This window comes from Gimesia fumaroli (assembly GCF_007754425.1).
GTDB classification, from domain to species: Bacteria; Planctomycetota; Planctomycetia; order Planctomycetales; family Planctomycetaceae; genus Gimesia; species Gimesia fumaroli.
In genome coordinates, this window is the sequence record NZ_CP037452.1 from 1,842,221 (window position 1) to 1,863,404 (window position 21,184).

Annotated in this window: 15 protein-coding genes; 7 read left to right on the forward strand and 8 right to left on the reverse strand. The window is 49.4% G+C overall.

The features are described 5' to 3' along the window. Nucleotides 1-497 precede the first annotated feature (497 nt). Nucleotides 498-1,766: an Lpg1974 family pore-forming outer membrane protein gene (locus Enr17x_RS07070; protein ID WP_145307250.1), complete on the forward strand. Its 1,269-nt coding sequence runs from the start codon at nt 498-500 to the stop codon at nt 1,764-1,766. A 60-nt stretch (nt 1,767-1,826) separates the two neighbouring features. Here Enr17x_RS07070 and Enr17x_RS07075 read toward each other — a convergent pair whose 3' ends face one another. The 4 genes from Enr17x_RS07075 to Enr17x_RS07090 form a co-directional block, all read right to left on the reverse strand. Then, nucleotides 1,827-2,984 carry a hypothetical protein gene (locus Enr17x_RS07075; protein WP_145307252.1) on the reverse strand — a complete coding sequence of 386 codons (1,158 nt, stop codon included), beginning with the start codon at nt 2,982-2,984 and terminating at the stop codon, nt 1,827-1,829. Between the two features lie 416 nt (nt 2,985-3,400). Continuing rightward, nucleotides 3,401-4,666 (reverse strand): DUF1559 family PulG-like putative transporter, encoded by a 1,266-nt coding sequence (locus Enr17x_RS07080; protein ID WP_198001002.1) that lies wholly within the window; start codon nt 4,664-4,666, stop codon nt 3,401-3,403. Between the two features lie 825 nt (nt 4,667-5,491). Next, a complete protein-coding gene (locus Enr17x_RS07085; RefSeq protein WP_145307256.1) occupies nt 5,492-6,358 on the reverse strand; it encodes a sterol desaturase family protein in 867 nt (288 codons plus the stop codon). A 112-nt stretch (nt 6,359-6,470) separates the two neighbouring features. Then, nucleotides 6,471-8,288, reverse strand: a complete 1,818-nt coding sequence (locus tag Enr17x_RS07090) for a flagellar basal body P-ring protein FlgI (protein ID WP_198001003.1) — start codon at nt 8,286-8,288, stop codon at nt 6,471-6,473. Nucleotides 8,289-8,689: 401 nt separating this feature from the next. On the opposite strand from Enr17x_RS07090, the gene Enr17x_RS07095 reads away from it, so the two are divergent. Further along, on the forward strand, nt 8,690-9,880 hold the full coding sequence (locus Enr17x_RS07095) for an ArnT family glycosyltransferase (RefSeq protein WP_198001004.1): 1,191 nt from the start codon (nt 8,690-8,692) through the stop codon (nt 9,878-9,880). A 13-nt stretch (nt 9,881-9,893) separates the two neighbouring features. After that, complete coding sequence (locus tag Enr17x_RS07100; RefSeq protein ID WP_145307265.1) at nt 9,894-13,223, forward strand: hypothetical protein; 3,330 nt, start codon at nt 9,894-9,896, stop codon at nt 13,221-13,223. A 22-nt stretch (nt 13,224-13,245) separates the two neighbouring features. Here the strand turns inward: Enr17x_RS07100 and Enr17x_RS29480 are convergent, their stop codons facing one another. Both Enr17x_RS29480 and Enr17x_RS07105 read right to left on the reverse strand, forming a co-directional pair. Next, nucleotides 13,246-13,410 (reverse strand): hypothetical protein, encoded by a 165-nt coding sequence (locus Enr17x_RS29480; protein ID WP_198001005.1) that lies wholly within the window; start codon nt 13,408-13,410, stop codon nt 13,246-13,248. Between the two features lie 82 nt (nt 13,411-13,492). Beyond that, nucleotides 13,493-14,032: a TadE/TadG family type IV pilus assembly protein gene (locus Enr17x_RS07105; RefSeq protein ID WP_198001006.1), complete on the reverse strand. Its 540-nt coding sequence runs from the start codon at nt 14,030-14,032 to the stop codon at nt 13,493-13,495. Between the two features lie 308 nt (nt 14,033-14,340). On the opposite strand from Enr17x_RS07105, the gene Enr17x_RS07110 reads away from it, so the two are divergent. Together Enr17x_RS07110 and Enr17x_RS07115 are read left to right on the forward strand one after the other, a co-directional pair. Continuing rightward, nucleotides 14,341-14,883: a TadE/TadG family type IV pilus assembly protein gene (locus tag Enr17x_RS07110; protein ID WP_198001007.1), complete on the forward strand. Its 543-nt coding sequence runs from the start codon at nt 14,341-14,343 to the stop codon at nt 14,881-14,883. 43 nt (nt 14,884-14,926) lie between these two features. Beyond that, on the forward strand, nt 14,927-16,201 hold the full coding sequence (locus Enr17x_RS07115) for a TadE/TadG family type IV pilus assembly protein (protein ID WP_145307272.1): 1,275 nt from the start codon (nt 14,927-14,929) through the stop codon (nt 16,199-16,201). A 44-nt stretch (nt 16,202-16,245) separates the two neighbouring features. Here the strand turns inward: Enr17x_RS07115 and Enr17x_RS07120 are convergent, their stop codons facing one another. After that, nucleotides 16,246-17,715 carry an arylsulfatase gene (locus Enr17x_RS07120; RefSeq protein WP_145307274.1) on the reverse strand — a complete coding sequence of 490 codons (1,470 nt, stop codon included), beginning with the start codon at nt 17,713-17,715 and terminating at the stop codon, nt 16,246-16,248. Nucleotides 17,716-18,167: 452 nt separating this feature from the next. Here Enr17x_RS07120 and Enr17x_RS07125 point away from each other — a divergent pair, with 452 nt between their 5' ends. Further along, complete coding sequence (locus tag Enr17x_RS07125) at nt 18,168-18,938, forward strand: M90 family metallopeptidase (RefSeq protein ID WP_145307276.1); 771 nt, start codon at nt 18,168-18,170, stop codon at nt 18,936-18,938. 408 nt (nt 18,939-19,346) lie between these two features. Further along, nucleotides 19,347-20,360 carry a tetratricopeptide repeat protein gene (locus Enr17x_RS07130; RefSeq protein ID WP_145307278.1) on the forward strand — a complete coding sequence of 338 codons (1,014 nt, stop codon included), beginning with the start codon at nt 19,347-19,349 and terminating at the stop codon, nt 20,358-20,360. A 112-nt stretch (nt 20,361-20,472) separates the two neighbouring features. On the opposite strand, the gene Enr17x_RS07135 is transcribed toward Enr17x_RS07130, so the two are convergent. After that, the gene (locus tag Enr17x_RS07135; RefSeq protein WP_145307280.1) at nt 20,473-20,922 is read right to left on the reverse strand and encodes a hypothetical protein; all 450 of its coding nucleotides are present in this window, start codon (nt 20,920-20,922) and stop codon (nt 20,473-20,475) included. Between the last annotated feature and the right edge of the window lie 262 nt (nt 20,923-21,184).

Here is a 21,184-nt window from a genome sequence, read left to right on the forward strand (position 1 = left end):
ATGTCTGTGGAAGGAATCAAGCGAACGGCCGACATGGAAGCAGCTCGCTAACGGGAGGGACTCTTATCTCTTTGTAGAAAAGACCTGAAGTTTCAAAGGCTTTAAGTCTTTATGCTGCATATTATATAACTATTAGATCCTGATATCCATAATATCGTCTGACGAGAAGCAAAAATTTTATTTTTGGGAAAAAGAATCACACGGATTTCAAAAATGAGAAGGGGATTTTGCTGCTTTTCAAAGGGGTTATGAGATTGTTCATATTTATGTTCACTTGGCATGGTGAAGTTATTGTAATGCAGAGCTTGTGACTGCCTGGATGATCCCAAATGTTTAACTGAGTCGAGTTCATGATTTACATGGATTTCGCTGAGTTTGCGGATTGTACTGATTATTCGTGCCAGGAAATGCCGATCCTGGATGTGAGAGACACCACGCAAGCTGCTTTATTGTGGACTCCAAGGATGAAACAGGGGGGACGAGAGGGATAGGGCAAGATGTTTCTAAAGCAATGTTACATTGTAGCCATCGTGGTGCTGTTTCTGGTTGCGCGAGTGAATCTCGTGTGGGCAGGGGAAGCACCAGCCATGGAAACACCGCCACCTCCTGCTCCCGTCATCACGGAAGAAATCCAGGCACCCGCCGAGATTCCTTTCGAATCAGCCGCTCCCACTGAATGGGTTCCCGCCGATGCGAATCTCGATCTTACATTGAGGATCGGCGTTCCCGATCTGAGACCGGGTTGGCAGATCGACGTCGGGGCTCTGTTCCTGAAGCCGAGCAGTAACAACCTCGGTTATGCTGTCCTGACCACATACAAAAATCCGGGTGCACCGGAACCGCTGGCTTCTCCCTATTGGGAAATTCAATCGGTAACAACCAGCTATCAGCCCGGCTTTGAGGTGGGATCGACTTACACGTATCAGAACACCGGCCGCGATTTTCAACTCGACTGGCAGCATTTGCGAACGTCCAATCACAGTGCGATCTCTGCTCTAAGTGGAACACAATGGGTTTCTCCCTTCTCACAAACCGGCCCGGGTTCGGCGGACACGTATGCTGATTTAGAAGACAACGACGGGGTGAATAAACTGAGGAGAGCCGAGGGGATTGCCAAGTATGCTTATGATGCGGTGAACCTCGATTTCGGACAGCATGTCGATTTTGGTTCTTCGCTCGACCTGAGGTTATTTGCCGGGTTGAGCTTTGCCCGTTTGCAGGAAACCGTGGAATCTTCGTTTTACGGCGATCCACCCGAACCGGCGGCGGTGTTTCCCGCGTCAGTTCCCTTAATCCTCTCGTTGGATAACACGTCGACGTTTACCGGCGTTGGCCCGCGGTTTGGTGTTGATAGTCTGTACCAGACTCAAGGGGGGCTGCGTTTTACCGGGCAGATCGGAGCGGCACTCTTAGTTGGACGGACCGAGCCTTCCCAATATGTATTTGGCGCCGTCGCCGAGGATCTGGCTGCGCTCGGAATCTCCTATAATCAGCAGCAGGTGACCAGCGGCGGTTTTACGCAGGTGGTCTATTCAGCTGATGCCAAACTGGGAATCGGTTTCGAACACATCTTTTCTGGCGGCAATTCCTTCTCCATCGACGCCGGCTATCAGGCGTCCGTCTACGCCGATCCATTCGCGGGCTACGCGACGAATCACAACGTCCTGCCGGTCCAGATCGGTTCGCTCTCGACCGCCAGCGTCCGCCAGACCAACAGCAACTTCACTCTGCATGGTTTTTATCTGAACCTCACCCTGCAGTGGTGAGTTGGCACGTTGTTGATCTCTGTTTTCGATTTTTCATGTCGTAGACAATCCAAAAACAAATTACGAGTGTGACATCCTTTTGCGAAGAAACCATACGCCAATCAAAAGTACGATCAGGAGATTCAATCCAATCAGGATTGTCTTTGTTGATGAGTTACTGCTGACTTGAGGCTCAGGGGGGGGGATATTTGGTGGGGGAAGGGGTTTGATCCAGACAGCCTCTCCCGATGAAGTGTCCTGGATGGCGATGTGGTCAGGGACATCGAAGTCGGCATAGGTAAACACGTCGTCGGCAATGGGTTTGTTGACAGACTGCCATTTGAGATCAGCAGTGAAAACTTCGTTCGTTCCTGAATAGGGTCCCATGAACCGTTTCCGCTCCACATGGACGGGAACCCACACATCTGACACTTCCTTCCAGGTTGTAGTATTTTCCCACTCAGGAATCCAACTGGAATCATCTTTCACATTCTGTAGCCTGGTAGATTCGCAAAGAAATTTCGTGGGACTGAAACCTTGTTGAATATCCACTGACAGAATCCATCGCGTGACTTCGTCGTATTCCGTGTTCGTGTAGGTCCAGATTAATTTCCAGATCGTCTCTGATTCTTTCTCCACAGAAGCAACTGAAAGTGGAAAACCCGTGTCAAACTGGTTCAGTATTTGATCCAGAGAGTAGCCTCGATCCACCGATAAGACATCAAACAGGGGGGGGCATCTGTAGTCAATATATTCCGTCACGCGGCGGTCTGGAAAGCTGCTGGCTTTAGCAATTGAGATCAACGGCTGGAAGGACTGCCAGATGGCGATTTTTGATCCGTCGTCACTGAACATCTTGGTCAGTGTTCCCTTTTTCATCTTTGCCGTCGCGGTGCCCATCGTCTTGTCGCCCGAGGGGTGCTCGATGTTGTCTGAGTCCACAGTCCAGCCAGGACGAGTCACATCAAATCGTACTTTCATGTCCTCGAAGGCGAGTGTTCCAGAGACGGGACCGGAGAGGTTTTTTTCAGGCTGCCTCCTGATCTCCATGTTGAGAGAACCCTGATAAGTCGCCAACCCTGATTTCAGACTTTGGCAATGCTCTCGAATGCCACTCAAACAAAATTTTACCCTGTCTGCTGCAACATCATCCTGTTCCGGCGGAACGTTTTGGGCGAACGAAGTTGGAACACCAGAAAAAAAGACGATCATGAGCAGGTTCAGCAGCAGATATCGCATGGTGATTAAGTACCCTTCTTTCAAGGATCTGAGGAATCAACGCCATGTGTTTCGAACAACCCGTTATGCCTGGTCACGATCCGTATGATACGTTCGGCTGAAAGCAGCTTTCAAAACGGTAGTCTCGTCGCAAACAAAAACGAATCGAGAACCAGGTGAAAACTGCTGCCGCCTTGAGGGCTGATTCAGGTAGATTACCGGACATGAAAAGACCCTCACTGGCGATTTTTTACCAAAACTCTCAGGGAGAGTTAAAACATGATCGCCGGGAGCGGTTAAAATAATAAAGAACTCCAGACAGAGATTATTTTACCAATGATTCGTCTCGGTTGTATATTCATGTGCATAAAGTGATTGAATGAACACTAAGTTGCGGTGTCATTCAGGTCTGATACCTGTTTTTCCCCCGGATCGTTTTAGTGGCCGAATATAATACGTGCCATGTCAGTCTCTTTCTGTCGGACGAATTCGATCGTGGACGAGTAATCAACGCCGATTGAGCCCATCGGCTCTGAAATGGAGCCTGGACGATTCGCGCGGTCGATTGGTTCCTCGTTTCCTTTCACGGTGAAGAGTGATCTGAACAATTTGGGTTGTATGGAAGAAGAGATGGTGCTCACCGTTCCATTTGCCCAAAGGAAGGCACCTTGTTGTTCTTGTTGGAATGCGAGTAATGCGCCGAAACTCTGAGCGTCTCCAGGCCCTTTCAGGTCTGGAGTGAATGTGACGTCGGAAGGTTTGAGCCAATCCACAGATTTGTGGGGAGAAGCCGTGCCAATGAGCAGTGTGTTGTGTGTTCCATCAGAAAAGTCGTCGATCTTCATTCCGTGGACGCCGGCTTTATAGTCACCCATCATCCATTGCTCAGGATCATGGTTGGTCAATCCTTGCGGATTGAATGCCGTCTCTCCACCGACAATTGAGAGGAAGTGCGTTGCCGTAGCGGAAAAACGTTTGTCAGATGAAAAGCGATAGACATCGGGGATTTCTTTCAGCAGTTTCTTATTATTGGGTCCATTCCAGGGTTCGTCGAAGTGATATCGATTAAACAAATCTGTATGGTCAAGAAAAGGTAAGATCAAGACTCGCCAGCTATGCCACGGTTTCCCATCCGGTCCACGTATCACGACAGGCGGAAATCCACCAAACGTCTCTCGCCAGTTATGCAGCGCTTTACCGATCGTGAGCAATTTTGAAATCGCTTGAGTTCGTTCGGATGGTTCTTCAAGATCGGCGACGGGAATTGTTTTGATTTCAGCAGTCGTTGTACCGGGCGGCCTGAACAATGCGATTTTCTGTCCGGCTTTTAAACGCTTGACTGCGGTAGCGGGGAGTCTGGCTGTGGCCTGGTTCTTGTGATCAACACTGATGATTTCAACCGGTGATACCCAGGTCCCTTCTGGTGGCAATTGAAATGTTTCGAAAGCAAAGTCAATCTTAGCGCCAAGAAAAGCGAGATAATTCCCTTCGGTGATGTCTGAATCGGCTATGCCATTGTTTCCACATTCGATTCGCGGGTTAGACAACCTGGTGAGATTCACCGTGCCGTTGGGGGTTACTTTTGCGATAGTGCCGGCATTCACGTGGTAAGGGTTGGTGCGAACCGTCAACAGTTCGCCTGCCGATGCGATGTTGATCGCAGCAAGGATGACGATCAAATTTGTGGCGATTAATCGATACATGCTCATGTCTTCTATCCCATTTGATTTTCGTTTGACCCTATACATTCTACGAAACGCATTTGCTTCACCGCCGGATCAAAATATTTCACCGCATTCCTTTTGGGGGGAGCGATTCCACAAACGCTGCCTTCACTTTTTTTAAGCGGGATGATTCGAAAAAAACGTACCAGGCTGACACAGACAGGCTGCAGGGATCTCAATCTATTTTCTTACCACGAACGCCAGGGAAATTTGGTTTGGTGGTTTAAGGCGACGTCATGAGTGCTGGATTTTCATCTATGGGTGCCGGATTGTATTGGCTAAGATTTTCGTTTCCGTATTACATTTGTTTTAAACGGCGGCTGACGTCGATCCGCTCGTGTAGGAAGTTGCTATGGATGACGGTTTTGTTAATGCTGATTTTTGTCAGGGGCGTGGGGGAGTCAAGGAGATGTTGATGATTTTGATGCGGAATTTTCTAATGAACCACTTGCGAATGTCCATGAATACCGGGTGTTGTTCTTTGAACGTCGTGCGAAGTCCAACGATGCGTACTGATCAGAGTGAACCAGGGGACGGGGTGTGGAATCAAATCGGTCTGAAACAAGGGCGTTTTATGGGGAGCGGATCTGCAGGGGGGCGCAAATGGTGGTGCTTAAACCGGTGTCACTCGCGCGCGCGACGTTATCTCCGCATGTTAGAAAACGGGACGGGGGAGTCAAGAGGTTTGTTTGGTGCCTGTTTTTTAGGGTTTTTAACAGGTTGGAAGCGATAGAACTGTTGGTTAGTTTTTACCGGCGGCTAGCGCCGACCCGCTCAGTTTAAGATGGGAAATGCGTGTTTTGATTAATGGTGATCGTTTTGATTTATGGTCGTTTTTTTACTGGCGGCTCGCGCCGATCCGTTCTCTTTTTTTCTGGTGAAGGGGGTTTTCCACATGCCGAGGAGTGTTTGCCATTGGGGTTGGTCGAAGTCGGGGAGGCCGAAGTGGATGTTTTTGAGGTCGTTTCGCATGCGGTAGGTGCCGGCGAGGCGGTCCCAGATGGAGAAGACGGTGGAGTAATTGGAATTGGTTTCGGAGGGGATTTGTGAGTGATGAATTTTATGCATGTCGGGCGAGACGAAAAGCCAGCGGAAGAAACGATCGGCTTTTCCAATCGAAATGTTGGCGTGATGGAATTGGGTGGATAAAAAGACAAGCAGGCCGTAGACGATGAGGTACCAGGCTTCGAGGCCGAGCAGGGGAATCAGGAGCAGGCGGAAGAGTGTCGAGAAAATGAGTTCGCCCCAGTGGAAGCGGGTGGCGGTGGAGACATCCATGTAGGGATCACTGTGATGCATGCGATGGAAACGCCAGAAGAAAGGGATGCGATGATTCATCCAGTGCCAGCAGTAAGTCCAGGCGTCGAGCAGAACAACGGCGAGGATGGTTTTACCGACTGCTCCCAGCGGCAGATGATTGAGGAGCCCCCAGTGATTATCGTGCGACCATTGAGCAGCGAATTCGACAGAGACTCCGAAGAGCAGTCCCAGCAGCAGGGCATTTAGAACCGCGAGGATAATGTTATGCAGGGCGTGATGGTATCGTATTTTACTGGCGACCGGTTTGAATGCGAACCAGCTTTCCCAACTCCAAAAGAGGGCGAGGAGCAGGACCGGTAAGATGCGATGCGCGAGTGACAGAATTTGTAATCCTGAGAGTTCAGAAAACATAAGCGCATCAGTTTGATTTGAGGGGAGTGAAAATTCAGTGCCGAGTAACTGCTTTAAAGAGGCACCGCATTTTTCATTCTGTCAGATGCTACAGGAGGAGACAAGGGTCCGGTTATTGCTCGTGGTAGGCGGCTTTGATTTTTCCCTGCTGTTGCAGCCCTCTCAGAAATTCGATCTGTCTGGGTTTGGGAAATTTCAGATGATGCATGAGTGCCAGGAGGTCGTTCAGCCTGGGAGTTGCCGACGTGCCAGACGAGGAAATTTCCAGGATCAGATCGTTAAATTCAAGTTGAGTTGGCTGGAGCAGGACGTTGCCTCTGGTTTGAATGGTGGCGGTTGCCTGATCGATCATCAATTCCGGCGTCTGATTCTTTACCAGCGACGATTGCGCCAGGGAGGGTTGAATGGGGATGGAGAGTTTCAGCAAATGTGCCGCCAGTTGTTGTGCCAGTTTCTGATTGGGATGAGGCAGGGAGATCATGATCATACTGGTCGATTGCAGCATGGCTTTGGCATTCAGGTTTTGCTGTGCTTTCAGGAACTGGTTGATGGTTTGTGCGATGAGTTGTCCGGTTGCCGGCAGGCTGGCGGAATCGTTCAGAAAAAACTTGAGATGGGGAATTCCGGTTCCCGAGACGAGTCTGGGGGTGATATCAGAGAGAAGCTCCGCCCCCTGTTCGATGATGGCCTGAGATTTATTTTGTGTCTGGTTGGTCTGGAGCATGCCCATGACGATTGCGTTTGCTGCTGGAGCCCCTGTCTGCTGAATGGTTGTGGGCAGCAGATAGCCTCCCGTGAGTTTGACATCGGGATTCGCGGCGGTGAGGTAGCATTCAATGCGTTGTCCCTTTTTGACGCCTTGATTGGGGATGTATGCGATGAGGGAGACATTGGCCAGATTGCCGGTGCGGAGCGGCGTTTTAATCTGTTTGACATTGATGTTCATCGCCGCCATGGAAGATTTCAGTGCCTGGATTGCTTCGGGAGAGTAGTTGCGTTCTCCCGTTCCGTTGAGTCCTACGACGAGGCCGCTACCTGTGAGTTTGATGATTTCCGCCGGCTGGAATTCTCCCAACTGCGCCAGTTTCAAAACCGGTTGTGCCTGTGTTTCTCTGGGGACGGGAAGTTGAGAATGGAGGTCGAGTTGAACCAGATTTTTGCTGATGACGGTGGCGGGCAGCATGGTGTTTGTGATGAAAGGAATGACTGGGATAGTTTGATTCAGCGCCGCATCTTGAGTGGGTATGCCTGTGGTTTTGAAGGTGATGCCTCGATAGGCGGCAATGATGTGAACGAGCCGTTCCTGCTGGACGAGGAATGGTTCGGGAGCCGACGCCGGTTTCATCGTTGTTTGGGGAACGGCGTATCCGGCAGAAACGGTCCGTTTGGGAAAGGGATTAGTCAAGGAGATCTGTTGTACGGTTTTGACTTCGTTTGCTGTGATGTCCTGCTGATCGGCCGGTTTCATTGCCACCTGTCGCACGAGGTCGGCATCGATGCGGACTAATTCTTCGATTAGCGTGGTGCGTTGTTCTTTCGTGGTTTGTGAGAGGAGCAGGATATTTAAGGCAGGAGGTGAGTCTGCCGACCGGGATGAAGCAGTGACGAGATTGATGTCTGGTGTTCTGTTTTCCGGGAGGTTGTTAAGCAGACGTCGCTCCTGAGCGAGTTTTTGGTCGGTCGCGATGCTGGACAGCTTGGGAGCGGGAGCTGGATTCACTGGGCTTTGATTCGGACCGGCGGGGAAGTCGAGGCTGAGATCGGGAAATTCGTCCGGTTCGGAGAGTGAAATTTCCAGTTCTGTTTCCGCGGGGGTTTGCTCAGCGTCCTGATTAATACTGAGGAAGCCTTGAATGGATTGCGACAGGAAGAACATGGCCAGTGCGAACAGGCCCATTCCTGCGAGTATTGAAAATTTGAAGTAGCGCATGTTTCCCTCAGCCTTGAAAATAGGGCTTCGTGAAATGGATTGAAATGAAGATCGGATCTGGAGGCGCATCGTGTTGATAGAGAGAGGAGCGAGAACCTTATTGGATATCAGAATTTATGTCAATATGGGTGATCTGGATGAGGGGATTCCCGTTTTGCGACTTCCGACTGTTGCGTAATTTTTACAAATCAACGTTCTTTAATCTTTGAATAACGGTGCCTGAAAGAGAGATGTTTCGCCCCGGCGATTCAGAGGCAGCTATATTGGAATTGACCCTGATAGTCGAGTAGTCGTACTATTCCCACATTTCTAAAGTGGCGGGGCAAACGATGCCGCAAGTAATACGGCTTAAATACATACTATTATTTATCTTACTGATATCCGCATGTTTGAGGTGCGGTGTGGCGGTTTACGTTCAGCGCCAACTTGATCGACAACCTGAACGAACATATGTCATTGAAGGTGATGCAGACGGCTATTGGAAGCTGGCGCAGTCGCTCATACATGGCGAGCCGTATTCGATTTATACGCCGCCGCGACGTGTACTGCGGATGCCTGGCTTTCCCTTCTTTCTGGCTGGTGCGATGTCAGTCGTGGGCGAAGATCATTTTCGTGTGCGATTGATTTTGGCACTCTCGGGAGCTGTCGCCTGCTTTGTCGTTTATTTATTGGGAAAAGAACTGGTTAATGAAACGATCGGTCTCATCGCGGCAGCGCTGACTGCGGTATCGCCGGTGATGGCGGGGTTCAGTGTTTTGTTTTTAAGCGAGACCCTGTTCGCTGTGACGATGCTGATTTCATTATGGGTTCTGGTCAAGTTATCGAAAGTTCAATTTAGAGTTGAGGATCAATTTCAGGGCAGACTCTGGTCTGTGCTGGCGGGGATTTCACTGGCAGTCGCCTTTTATGTGAGACCAAGCTGGCTGTTAATGCTGCCTTTGGTTGTCTTCATTTTAATTTTAAGTGCAAAGGAGCATCGAACCGCGGCACTGACGCGAGGCTTACTCATCATTGTTGGTTTTACTGTGATGCTGGTGCCCTGGGTTTATCGCAATTATCAGGTCACCGGGCATTTTGTCCCGACCACATTGTGGGCTGGTCCGAGTTTGTACGATGGATTGAATCCGCGTGCGACAGGAGACAGTGATATGACTTTTTTTGATCAAGAGAATGTGTTGAACAGTATGAGTGAATACGAAATGAATCAGCACTATACGAAACGGGCAGTCGAGTATGCGCGGCAGCATCCCGGTCATGTCTTTGAACTGATGGGAGCAAAGCTAGTGCGTTACTGGAAGCCTTGGCCGAATGCGACACAGTTCAAGTCGTTCTGGGTCATGGCGGCTGTATCGGTGTTGTTCATTCCGGTTGTGTTTTTCGCGGGGTATGGTGCCTGGGTTTCGCGGGATCAGTATTTATTGCTGCTGATTACTGTCGGTCCGATTGTTTACTTTTCACTGATTCATCTGATCTTTGTCAGTTCGTTACGTTATCGGCTGCCTGCGGAGTACAGCTTATACATTTTGTCTGCCGTTGGTTTTTATCAAATGTGCTTTTCCTCTCGTCAAGGGAAGGAACTCAATCCGGAATAACACCGGATCTTGCGTGGTTTTTATCGTTATGGTCATTCGTAAAACATTTCAATGGTGTCTGCTGATCCTGATTTCGCTGGTGATTACCGGCGGAAGCTTTGGGTACTATTACTGGATGCGCAGTGATGAAATGTTGAAGGCGGGCATTCTCGACAAAATTTCAAACCACATTCCGAACCTGATGATCGATATCGACCGGGCACAATTTGATTTCCGGCGACGAGTACGGATCGAAGGTTGTCGCGTTCAGGTTGTGAGTCATCCCGATACGATAATTGATTTACCCGAAGTGGTGGTCACTTTAGATCAGGAAAAACTGGCCCGGCGACAGGAAATTGATATCCAGAAAGTCGTGCTCAACCGGCCTCAACTGGTTCTGGTGCGGATGGCCGATGGAACCTGGAACTGGGAAGGATTGCCGGAGCCAATCAAGAGCGATAAACCGCTGCCGGAGCTGGTGATTGAACGGGGCAGCCTGTCGCTCAAGTTCGAACGGGGGCCCCAGAGTGTGCCGACGGCGGTCACGTTTCAAAACCTGGATCTGCGCTTGATTCCCTCTGGTGCCAGCCGGTATGAGATTGAAGGTCATACTTCGATTCCCCAGGCAGGCAAACTGGAAATCTCCGGTTACTGGGACATTGGTTCGAAAATCGGGTCAGTCGAAGGGACGTGGAGCCAATTAGAATTCGGGCCGAATCTGGTGCGGATGGCAACCGGGATTTCGCCGGAGTTGATGTCGCGGTTAAAGTCAGCCTTTCCTTCAATGCAGCTCAAACCGGATCAGAGGACGGGCATGTACGATTTGGGCGTGAGCGCGCAAATGGATATCAATTTCAGTCTGTCTAAAAACAGTCAGGCAGAACCGCCTCAATTTCAGGTGGTGACACATTTGCGCGAGGGGAAGCTTAAGCATCCGTTACTGCCGTTTCCTTTGCGGAATATCGTAGGCAAAATTTACGCGAACAATCAGCGGTTATTGATTCAGAACTTGCAGGCTCATAACGGGGAGAGTAGTTTCGCCGTCGGTGGATATTATCGTTTTGGAAATAAGATCGTCGAGGATGGTGCTCCCCAGGATCAAAGCTATTTTTCATTTCAGGCCCGGAAGTTACCTGTCGACGATCGGCTGCGGAGCCGATTGACGGGGGGACTGGCAAGAACTTTTGATACTCTGCGTCCTCAGGGAAATATTGATCTGGAGGTGACATTGAGCCATCCTCCCGGGCAAGGGAAATGGCGGATTCAGGATCTGGTCGTGTCTGTCGTCGATGGCGAGGCAATGCCGGTTCATTTTCCGTATCGGGTGGATCATATTAAAGGCCGACTGACTCAAAAGGATTCTGATCTGCTGGATCTGAATTTCATCGGGATGGCGGGAAACCGGCCCGTGAGTGCCATCGGTTCGATTCGCCACCCTGGTCCGGCATCGAAAATTGATATTTTAGTGACGGTAGAGGATGCCGCTATAGATGCCGCGGTACGCTCTGCTGCTCCCGAAGCTGTTCGGAGTGTTCTGGATCAAATGGACTTGCAGGGTAATGCGGACGTATCGTTGAGATTGACTCGTGAGCCTTTATTGAATCAACCGATCCATCTGAACTTCGTCGCGGAGGTGGATCGTGGCTCGCTACAGTATCGCGAGTTCCCCTATCGAATCAGCAATCTCAAAGGTCGTGTATCTTATTTCAGTAAAACCGGGATCACACGATTTGAACAGGTGACGGGGAAGCATGGTAATGCGAGCCTTTCTGCCAACGGTGCTTATGCCCGGTTTGCCAATGATGGCAGATTAAATTTAAGTGTGATTGCCAATAATGCCTCCTGCGATTCCAATTTACGTCTGGCTCTGCCTGCGTCGTTACAGGAATTGTGGGGCGAACTGTCGCCGACCGGCAAAATTGATCTGAAAACAGACATTGTCTGGGAACGGGGCAAGCCGTTAGAAATCAGTATTCCCAGTGCCAACCTGCGTTCGGGGAGCATCTATTTGAAGGAATTCCCGTATCCGATTGATAATCTGAATGCGAACTGGAGCTACGTTGTCAATCCGCGGACACAAAACAGCGAAGTACGCCTGACTGGAATTACCGGAAGGCATGATGAGACGAAAATTGGAATTGGGAAAGCCATTGCCGATGTGACCCCACGTGGCGACTGGCGGGTGTTGTTGGAAAATATGAATATTGATGACGTGTCGACCGATCGTGCCTTCCAGAAAGCGCTGCCGGAAGAAATGGCATCGGCGTTGAATACCCTGAATATTCAACGGCCGATTTCTGCCAGTGGCTGGATTGAATTTCGCGGTTCGAAACAGCCGGGAACTGCGATTACGGCTGCCTGGGGCATGGATTCGATTCTGGCAGAGAATACAATTACAGCGGGCGTGGATATTACCAAAGTTTATGGGAAGGTTCATTCTGACGGGAGCTGGGACGGAAATCATTTGCATTTGACGGGTAATCTCGATTTGGATTCGGCGGTGATTCTGGATTATCATCTGACCGAAATTCGAGGTCCTTTTGAGATTCACGATCAAAAACTGACCGTGGGCTCGAACCAGATTCGCCGGGACCAGTTTCAGTCGGTCAGTCTGCCGCAAATCAACGCGAAGCAGCCGATTACCGCGAAAGCGATTCGTGGCGTGCTGACCTGTATGGGAGATATCGAACTCAGTACGATCCCGACCTACAATATGCAGATTGAATTGAATCGTGGTTTGCTCGAAGAGTATGCGGCCCGGTATATGCCTGGTGAATCTCAATTGCGGGGAGTGATGAATGGCTGGATTCAACTGTGGGGCCGCGGTTCGAATAAAGCGGACTTAAAGGGGCAGGGACAATTGCAGATCAGTCCTGCTGCGATTTATGAACTGCCGCCGATCGCTCAGATTTTTAAAGTGGTGCGACTCGCGCAGCCGGATAAGACGGCTTTTGATTCTGCCTTCTGTGACTTTACCGTTTCGAATGAAACATTTCACTTAAAGTACATCGAGCTCAAGGGGAATGCCATCAGTTTGTATGGACAGGCTGGAGAAGCCCACTTTGATGGTCGCTTAAAGGTGGACCTGTTTTCGCAGTTAACACGTCGTCAACTTCCTCTGCCGGCCATCACTCAGTTGATCGGTCATGCGACGAGTGGCTGGATTCGGGTGGAGTTGCGCGGGACGACTTCAAGCCCGATTGTGGATATCAAATCGAATCCGCTCTTGGATGGTTCGCTGAAGACATTTCTGAACAATGTCATGCGGGGCCGTCCCGGTGGTAATGCGCCGGGACGTCGTATTCAGCCGGTTCAAACGAACTCGCGATCTATGAGACGATTTCCACTGCCTTTTGCGCAATGATTTCTGTGGAGCACAAGCGGACCTATTTCTCAGATCGTTTTTTTCTGCTTTGCGAGATGTTTTCGGTTTCCTGCTTCGATTTCTTTTTCCAGCGGGAGATGACGAACGTCAGCACGATCAGCAGGGCGAGGTAGGCTCCCAGGATCTTAAGCAGCCAGAAGAATATTCCTGTGGCAATTTCGTTCATAAGCAGGGAAAACTTGCTATTCTGACTGATACTTGAGTTCAGCAAAAGAGTGATGGCGGACGGAAACAGCGTATTGCTGTCATTACTCTAATCCGGTCATAGCGCTGATTTCAAGTTGTTTTCCCGAAAGCGTGAAACCAAAGGAAGATAAAAGGTTAGGGAGTGGAAACGTACCATTCGTATCGGTTAAGTTGAGGCAGACGGTGACTTTGACTTCTGCCGGGGAAGGAGCGGGGCCAACCGGAGTACAGGGGATGCTGGAATTTCCTAAGCTTGTCGTTTGAGCGGGAAGGTCTCCCCCTTCCTGGATCACCACCAGAACATCGCCGGCTCCCGGAGCGGCAGGAGCGACAATCAGAGTGAGCGAATTAATTGCCAGATACTCCTGGATTAAGTTACCGACTGTCAGAGACGTTGAACCCACCTGAGCTGCTTCCCGTGAGCCTTCAATTGTGGCTGCGGTTGTCGTCTGCTGTAAGAGGGCAAAAAATCCGAACTCAATGATCGCCAGAGACAAGATGAGAATGATGGGAAATGCCAGAATAAATTCCAGTATGACGGAACCTGTTCGACGACGGGCTCCAACTGGATTATCCCGCTGATTGGTCTTAAATCTGAACACTGATGGCTTCCTGATGATTTCCATCTTGCGTACTTCTAAACAGGCGAGTGTTAACAAATGGAGACATTTGCTTCACACTTGCTAAGGTTGGTTATCATTCCTCAAACCGTTCCGATTTGAGATCCGTCTGGTGCGGTCTCTGAATAAGACGAATTACACACCATTCCGCAATTCTCTCTTGAATCCACAGAGAACTGAGGTGTCTAATGCGTAGGGAACGCAAATTGCTTGCCAAACTACTAGTGTAGTGAATAGATTAGGGGAAATCGTCCCGTATTAGACCTGAAGACAGAGAGAAGTACCAGACTGTGCAGAGTAACAGGCGACCAACCGCGAAACGAAAACCGCCACGATCGGGTGTTGTCGTACTGGAATTAATTCTGGCGACGCCAGCGTTTCTGATCATCATGCTGGCAATCGTCCAGATTTCCTTGATTTACGTCGCGACGGAGCAGACTGCGTATGCAAGTCGATATGCTGCCAAGATTGCATCGGAAACTCCTGCGGGAGCGATCAATACTTTGAACACCGGCGCATTGAAATCGAGTGTCGATAATGTTCTGGATGTTGCAGGACTACCTCAGGGAAGCTGTCGTGTGATTCTGGAGCATAATGTGAATAGTGTGGTCGAAGTCACGGTAGCTGATCCCGTTGTGGCGGTTCCGAACTGTGACTGTGACCCACCTGTCTCCAGTCTGCCTTTCGTATTAGGTGCCGCTGTGGATGAGTCTGTGCGTACGACAGTGTGTGTGCCACTGGATGGAAACGTTCCTGACTTTTTATCCAGCCTGGGGTTTTCGATCCAAGACTATGTGGTTGAGCAATCCACGACCTATTTATACGAACTCTGATCCGGAATTTTCGACTTAGTAAGTTTAGACTGATTCATTAACCATGAAACGAATTCATTCGAATAGCGAACTGCACCAGAAGCGTCGCGGGATTGCGATCTTGTGGCTGATCATCTGGGGATCTTTCTTCCTGACGTTTTTCTGTGTCGTTCTGGAAATTTCCACGCTGTGGCAGGCGCAGGTGGAAGTTCAAAACTCGCTCGATGCCGCAGCGCTGGCTGCTGTAAAAGAGTGGGGGGCCAGCGGAAGCGGTTCAACTGAAGTGCCCCGAGAGGCCGGTGTTGCTTACGCCGCCGCGAATCCGATTCTGGGTTCGTCCATGATGTTAATGACAAATTATGATCCTTCTGATCCGATGAATAATCCCAATCAGAATTTGAATTGCACGGGGAATTTTATATTCGGTGCATTAACAACGCCTACTCCTCCGTTCACCTTTGATGCGGGAGAGAGTGCTGCCACTTCAGTGGGGACTGTCTTCATGGAAATTGTGAAGAACAATTCGGGAAATGCTGTCGGCGTACGTGATATTGGTGTGTTTTTTGATGACGGCGGTGCGAATCTCTCGATTCGGAGCATTGAATTTACGATTCCCATTCTGGGGAATAGCAATCCGCAACAGCCTTACTTTAATGCCACGTTGGGAAGTGAGCCTGCCTTATCAACCGCTTTCGAAGGACCAGACGCATTGAATCGAAATAATCCGACCGGATTTGATTTCCGTGGATTAGACGTTGATCCGAATTTAATGACAGGAAACTGGTACTGTGACCCGACGGCACCTCCATTTACGTTAATGGGCATGAATACCAATCCCGATGGGGACATTTGCTTCGAGATGGACGATCAAGTCCCTTTTGGTACAAACCGATATCGAACACTGATCGTCAATTTTACGGATGGTGCATTTGTCAGTACGATGGATCCTGCCACAACTGATTTTTTCCGGTTTGGGGTCTCGATGAATCAATTAAATAATCCGGCTCTCCCCCCAGCGAATAATGATGGAGAATCCTGGAATCTGGCACCGGTTAGTGTCACTGTGACATTTTTTAACAGTCTTAGTATGACGACATCCACGGCGACCACGTCATTTGTTGACGATGGAGACCCATCAAACGGGCGTTCGATCGCTACGCTTTCTTCCATTGGTGGTATCCCTGCAGTCAGAGCACAGGCGACGGTTCCTGTGCAGGGATTTTGCAGTTCCATGTTCGGGATCAGTTTCCTCGATGTGACCGCCAAATCAACGGCTTACTTTGATTCGGCAACCGGACGTCCTGCTCTGGTCCACGTCGAGAATGAAATCTGTCCCTAGTTGCGCTTCTTGTACGACGTCCGATTGGTGTCTTTGACCCGGTTTTAAAAGCGGGGTTTGCCATCGCCGGGAGCGGATTTCTTTTTAGGTCGTTTGCCACCCGGTTTCCAGAGGGGATCTGGTGTGTGTGCGTCCTGCATCATGGCTTCCATCTTTTTCACGACGTCCGGATGCTGGTCTGCCAGGTTGGTTCCTTCACCTAAGTCCTGGTCGAGATTATACAGCTCAGTTTCGCCGGTCAGCATTGGCATGCGAACGGCTTTCCATTTTCCCCAGCGGACGGCCTGCTTGCTGCCTTGTTCATAGAATTCCCAATATAGAAAGCCATGCTGTTTCTGTTGATCTGGTTTGCCTGTCAGTGTGGGGGCAATGCTGACGCTGTCCAGATCGGGAGGGCAGGCGACATGTGCGAGGTCGGCTGCAGTGGCCATTAAGTCTCCGAAGTAGCCGATGTGATCAGAGACGGTTCCTGCGGGCGTGGTTCCAGGCCAATAGGCGATGAAGGGAATGCGGATGCCTCCTTCATACAGATCACGTTTCATGCCTCTGAGTGGGCCATTAGCATCGAAGAATTCCGGATCATTGCCACCCTCGCGGTGATGACCATTATCAGAGGTGAAGATCACCAGCGTGTTTTGATCGATATTCAGTTTTTTGAGACGATCCAGAATCTGTCCAACGCCGGTGTCCATGCGTGTGATCATGGCTGCCTGACCTTTATTCTGTTTTTTCCAGTCCTTGTCCTTGTAGATACCGTAGTCGGGAACTTCCTGTCCATCGCCGACTTTTCGCCCCGCTTCATTATTGGCATGGGGGATTGTCAGTGCGACGTATAAAAAGAAAGGCTGTTTGGCACTCTGGTCGATGAAGTTGAGCGCTTCCTGCATAATCAGGTCGTGCGAGTAATCTACTTTTTTGGTCGATACGCCCCCCAGACTGTCTTTGCCGGTGGGGCCTTTCGAAATGGTGCTGGGGTCAACAATATTTCTGAGCCGGACTTTCTTTCCGTTTCTCCAGAGGAATTCAGGATAGTAATTATGGGCGTTGTGCTGGTTTAAATAGCCGTAAAAATAATCGAACCCCTGCAGGTTGGGAACGCCTTGTGTGCCTTCCTCACCGATGCCCCATTTTCCAGTCAACGCAGTTTTGTAGCCAGCCTGTTTCAGGACTTCCGCGACGGTCACATCTTCGGGTTTGAGCGATTGATTCTGTTTGACCCAGGTATTTCCTCGAACGCGGCCGTGTCCCATATGCAAGCCGGTCATCAATACACAACGGGACGGGGCACATACTGTATTGCCCGCGTACATTTGTGTGAACTTCATGCCTTCTGCTGCCATCTGGTCGATGCGGGGCGTTTTAATTTTCTGTTGTCCGTAACAACCGAGATCACCATAACCAAGGTCATCAGCCATGATGAAAATAATATTCGGGCTCTTTTTCTCAGCGGAACAGGCTGCTTGATTTGAACAGATGGCTAGAAACAATACGCAGAAAGAAAACAGGAACGTCATTGTTTGATATCGATTATACCAAAAAAGTAATTTGTGTCGTTTTGCGGTGAACGGGGGGCATGATGCTGGCGCCTGCATGGCAACTCCTCTGAGAGTTCGGTTGGCTAAGGATATATTTTGATCTGTTCAAGTATCAATTATGGGAACGACCGGGTCAAGCAAGTCGTTAGAGGAATATGTTTGAGCCAGCAGACACTTTTTCGGTTCTACAGCAGACTTTTTGACCGATTTTCATAGTTGCACCGATTCTTTTCTCTGCTGAAGTGCCGCATTGAATCGATAAGACAGATAAGCCATCTCACACGGCCCGGTCGCGGGATTCCCTTTGAGATAAACACTTTCCCAACTTAAAAACAAGCTATAATTCCAATATTGCCATTCAATCATGCACCTGAAATGAGTGGAAAGCGACAAGCATCCGTTTTCAGAATCAGCACAGAGGAACGCATTCCATGATATTTACCTGGTTGCGCAACCGCCGACGAAAAAAAATACTCTCTGCCCCGATGCCAGGACACTGGGAAGCAGTCCTGAATCAGAATGTAGCTCAACTGGCACGGCTAACACCGTCTCAACGCAGTTTGCTGTATCAGCGTGTGCAGATTTTCGTCAAAGAGAAATACTGGGAAGGGTGTAATGGTTTTGAAATTACCGAGGAAGTCAAATTGACGATCGCCGGTCAGGCCTGTTTGATCACATTGGGGTTTGCCAGCGATTGTTTTGATCGCCTGAAGACGGTGCTGGTTTACCCTGATACCTATGCCGCGAAGGAGACGCTGGTGAATTCAATCGGCGTCATGACGGAAGGGACTTCATTTCGCCTGGGAGAATCCTGGGGGCAGGGGCCGATTATTTTATCGTGGGAAAGCATTCGCGAAGGGGGTGAAATTCCTGACGATGGCCGGAATGTGGTGATTCATGAATTTGCACACTATTACGATGCCGTCGATCATCAGTTTAATGGGACGCCGCCGTTGAATGGCCCAGAGGAATACGAACGCTGGAACGAAGTGATGACAGCGGAGTATGAGTCGCTGGTCTCGCAGTTGCGGCATGGACACGATACGTTCATCGATCCTTATGGCGCCACGAACCCGGCGGAATTCTTTGCTGTCTGCTCTGAGCATTTTTTTGAGCAGCCACATCAGATGCAGGAGTACTCGGTCGATTTGTATGAGACGTTGAGAATGTTCTATCGGCAGGATCCCGCACGAGCCGTTTAATCGGTTTCAAGGTCTTTTTCTGGTTCAATCCATATAGTGGGCGGCTCTTCATTAGAGCAGACGCATTCGCTCATTTTTAGGCTTTTGACCGGCAAATTCTGCCGATTCGGCTGCTGATGTTAATTTATAGGCTTTGCTCCAGATGGGAATCCAAGAAGACTCTAGCGATTCTCTGAGTTCTTTCATCTTCCTGGGGTCGATAGACGATACTTGAGAATATATGTCTCTGTTTTGTGAGAATATAAATTCACAAAAATAATCGGTGGCATGATTTAAACGGATTTATTATCGAGTAACTTTCAGGTCAGAATAGAACCTTCTTGATCTTTCTTGTTTCTGCCAGGACGGTCTGAGTGTTTCTCACAATGGATAGTGAAACATCACAATTTTGTTTTGTGAGGTAATGGAATGCGAAACTCAACAACGTGGTCTCTGGTCATCCTTTCTGGATTTGCCACTCTTTTTACTGTCGGCTGTTCTCATACTCATAATATGGTGGGAACAAATCTGAAACTGCCGCTGGAAGAGTCACCACAAATGATTATGGCGCGAACTGCTGAGGATAAAGGCCAGTTCGTGGATGCAGAACGAACTTATAAGGTCATGCTGCAGCGCAATCCCCAGAATGCGACCGTTTTAAATCGCATGGGAATTGTCTCTTCCAAAATGGGGAAACATGACTCAGCAACAAAATACTTAATGGAAGCGGTAAAAATTCAGCCGAATAACGCCAAGTACCTGACAGATCTGGGGTACGCACTGTATCTTCAGAATGATCTGCCCGCGGCTGAAATCGCTTTGGAAGAATCCATCAAACGTGATCCCAGTTCCAAACGCTCCTTCAATAATATGAGCCTGGTATTAGGGCATCAGGGACGGATGGATGAAGCGTATCAGGTTGCCCGCACGGTGATGAATGCCGATGAAGCTCATGCGAACATTGGTTATATCTGCCTGCAGCGAGGTATGCTGGACGACGCAGCGAAACACTATAATCGGGCGCTGGAGATGAATCCGGATCTGGATTCAGTCAAAGAAGCCATCGTGCAGATTGCTGAACTTCAGAAGCAGCAAATGCCAAGTGTTGAGCCGCAGCCAGAAATTCAAATTGCCCAGACGCCAGCTGCTGAGCCTGTTGTCTCGGAACCTGCCGTCGTTACGGAAGTCGCTGAAACATCATCAGAAGAAACACAATTCCGTGTGATTTCGGATGCAGACGTGGAAGTGATCAATCCAGAACAGATTGCAGCAACTGAATTGCCAGTGGCACAGATCTCTGCTGTACAGGAATTGCCAATTCAGGGATTTGAACCTCCGCTGAATGTCAGTAATGACGACTATATTCCTTCGGAAAGCAACGATTTCTTTGTAACGGTTCAGAGCACGCAATCGGTAACCACGGTTCGTAGTGCAGAAGAATAGTGACTGATTGTCGTTGATCGAAACATCAAAAAAGGACCGAAGTGATCTCACTTCGGTCCTTTTTCTTGTTTTCAGAGGCTGTCGATAATACCGTAGCAGACCGAATCAGCAATCAGGGGGTTGGTGTGCCGGGGGTCGTTTTGGCTGCAAAACGTTTTTCGCCCATCAAAGGATCATTAGGATCGATTTTTCGGAAGAGCATTTTCCGTTTAATCTCTGATTCTTTTTTCTTCTCACCTGTGCGCTGGACGAATGTGGGAGTTAATTCAATGTGCCGATCTGAGAAAGCAGCATAGTCAAAGTACAATACGGCATTAATATCAGATTTTCGCATATCCATGATGATGGTGGCCGGCTCTGTTTCTGTATTGAGATAATATCGCCCCTTCCGACGTGGGCCGCGGTTAATGCTGTAGACCGTACCATCTTCCCGGAAAATCATATTCGGGCCCCCTGTACTCTGCCAGCGTCCTACCAGGTTCTCGTGTTCCGATTGCTGGCACGAACTCGACACACAGACCAAGGCCAGTAATAACGCCATTCCTGAATGCTGAAACTGCATTTGATTCCTCTAACTGATTGATCTTTTAGCCGGAGAGAGAACGGACGAGGTAAGCAGATGACGCACCTCACCCGCGGTTCTGATAGTCGTATTGTGCCCGGTAGACTGACCTGATGTAAAGAAAAATAGTCTGTAATAAATAAAAGATTTCCAGTGTTTACGCAGCAGAGGGTGTGTCTGGTGCACGCGGCTTCGTACATTTGTATCTGTTTTAGATGTCAATGTAAATAAAACACGGCTTATATGTTGGTGTTTTGGGCGT

Bases quoted from the DNA above. Each gene is read 5' to 3' on its own strand.
- Enr17x_RS07070 (WP_145307250.1), top strand. From the start codon at position 498: ATGTTTCTAAAGCAATGTTACATTGTAGCCATCGTGGTGCTGTTTCTG.
- Enr17x_RS07075 (WP_145307252.1), bottom strand. From the start codon at position 2,984: ATGCGATATCTGCTGCTGAACCTGCTCATGATCGTCTTTTTTTCTGGT.
- Enr17x_RS07080 (WP_198001002.1), bottom strand. From the start codon at position 4,666: ATGTATCGATTAATCGCCACAAATTTGATCGTCATCCTTGCTGCGATC.
- Enr17x_RS07085 (WP_145307256.1), bottom strand. From the start codon at position 6,358: ATGTTTTCTGAACTCTCAGGATTACAAATTCTGTCACTCGCGCATCGC.
- Enr17x_RS07090 (WP_198001003.1), bottom strand. From the start codon at position 8,288: ATGCGCTACTTCAAATTTTCAATACTCGCAGGAATGGGCCTGTTCGCA.
- Enr17x_RS29480 (WP_198001005.1), bottom strand. From the start codon at position 13,410: ATGAACGAAATTGCCACAGGAATATTCTTCTGGCTGCTTAAGATCCTG.
- Enr17x_RS07115 (WP_145307272.1), top strand. From the start codon at position 14,927: ATGAAACGAATTCATTCGAATAGCGAACTGCACCAGAAGCGTCGCGGG.
- Enr17x_RS07120 (WP_145307274.1), bottom strand. From the start codon at position 17,715: ATGACGTTCCTGTTTTCTTTCTGCGTATTGTTTCTAGCCATCTGTTCA.
- Enr17x_RS07125 (WP_145307276.1), top strand. From the start codon at position 18,168: ATGATATTTACCTGGTTGCGCAACCGCCGACGAAAAAAAATACTCTCT.
- Enr17x_RS07130 (WP_145307278.1), top strand. From the start codon at position 19,347: ATGCGAAACTCAACAACGTGGTCTCTGGTCATCCTTTCTGGATTTGCC.
- Enr17x_RS07135 (WP_145307280.1), bottom strand. From the start codon at position 20,922: ATGCAGTTTCAGCATTCAGGAATGGCGTTATTACTGGCCTTGGTCTGT.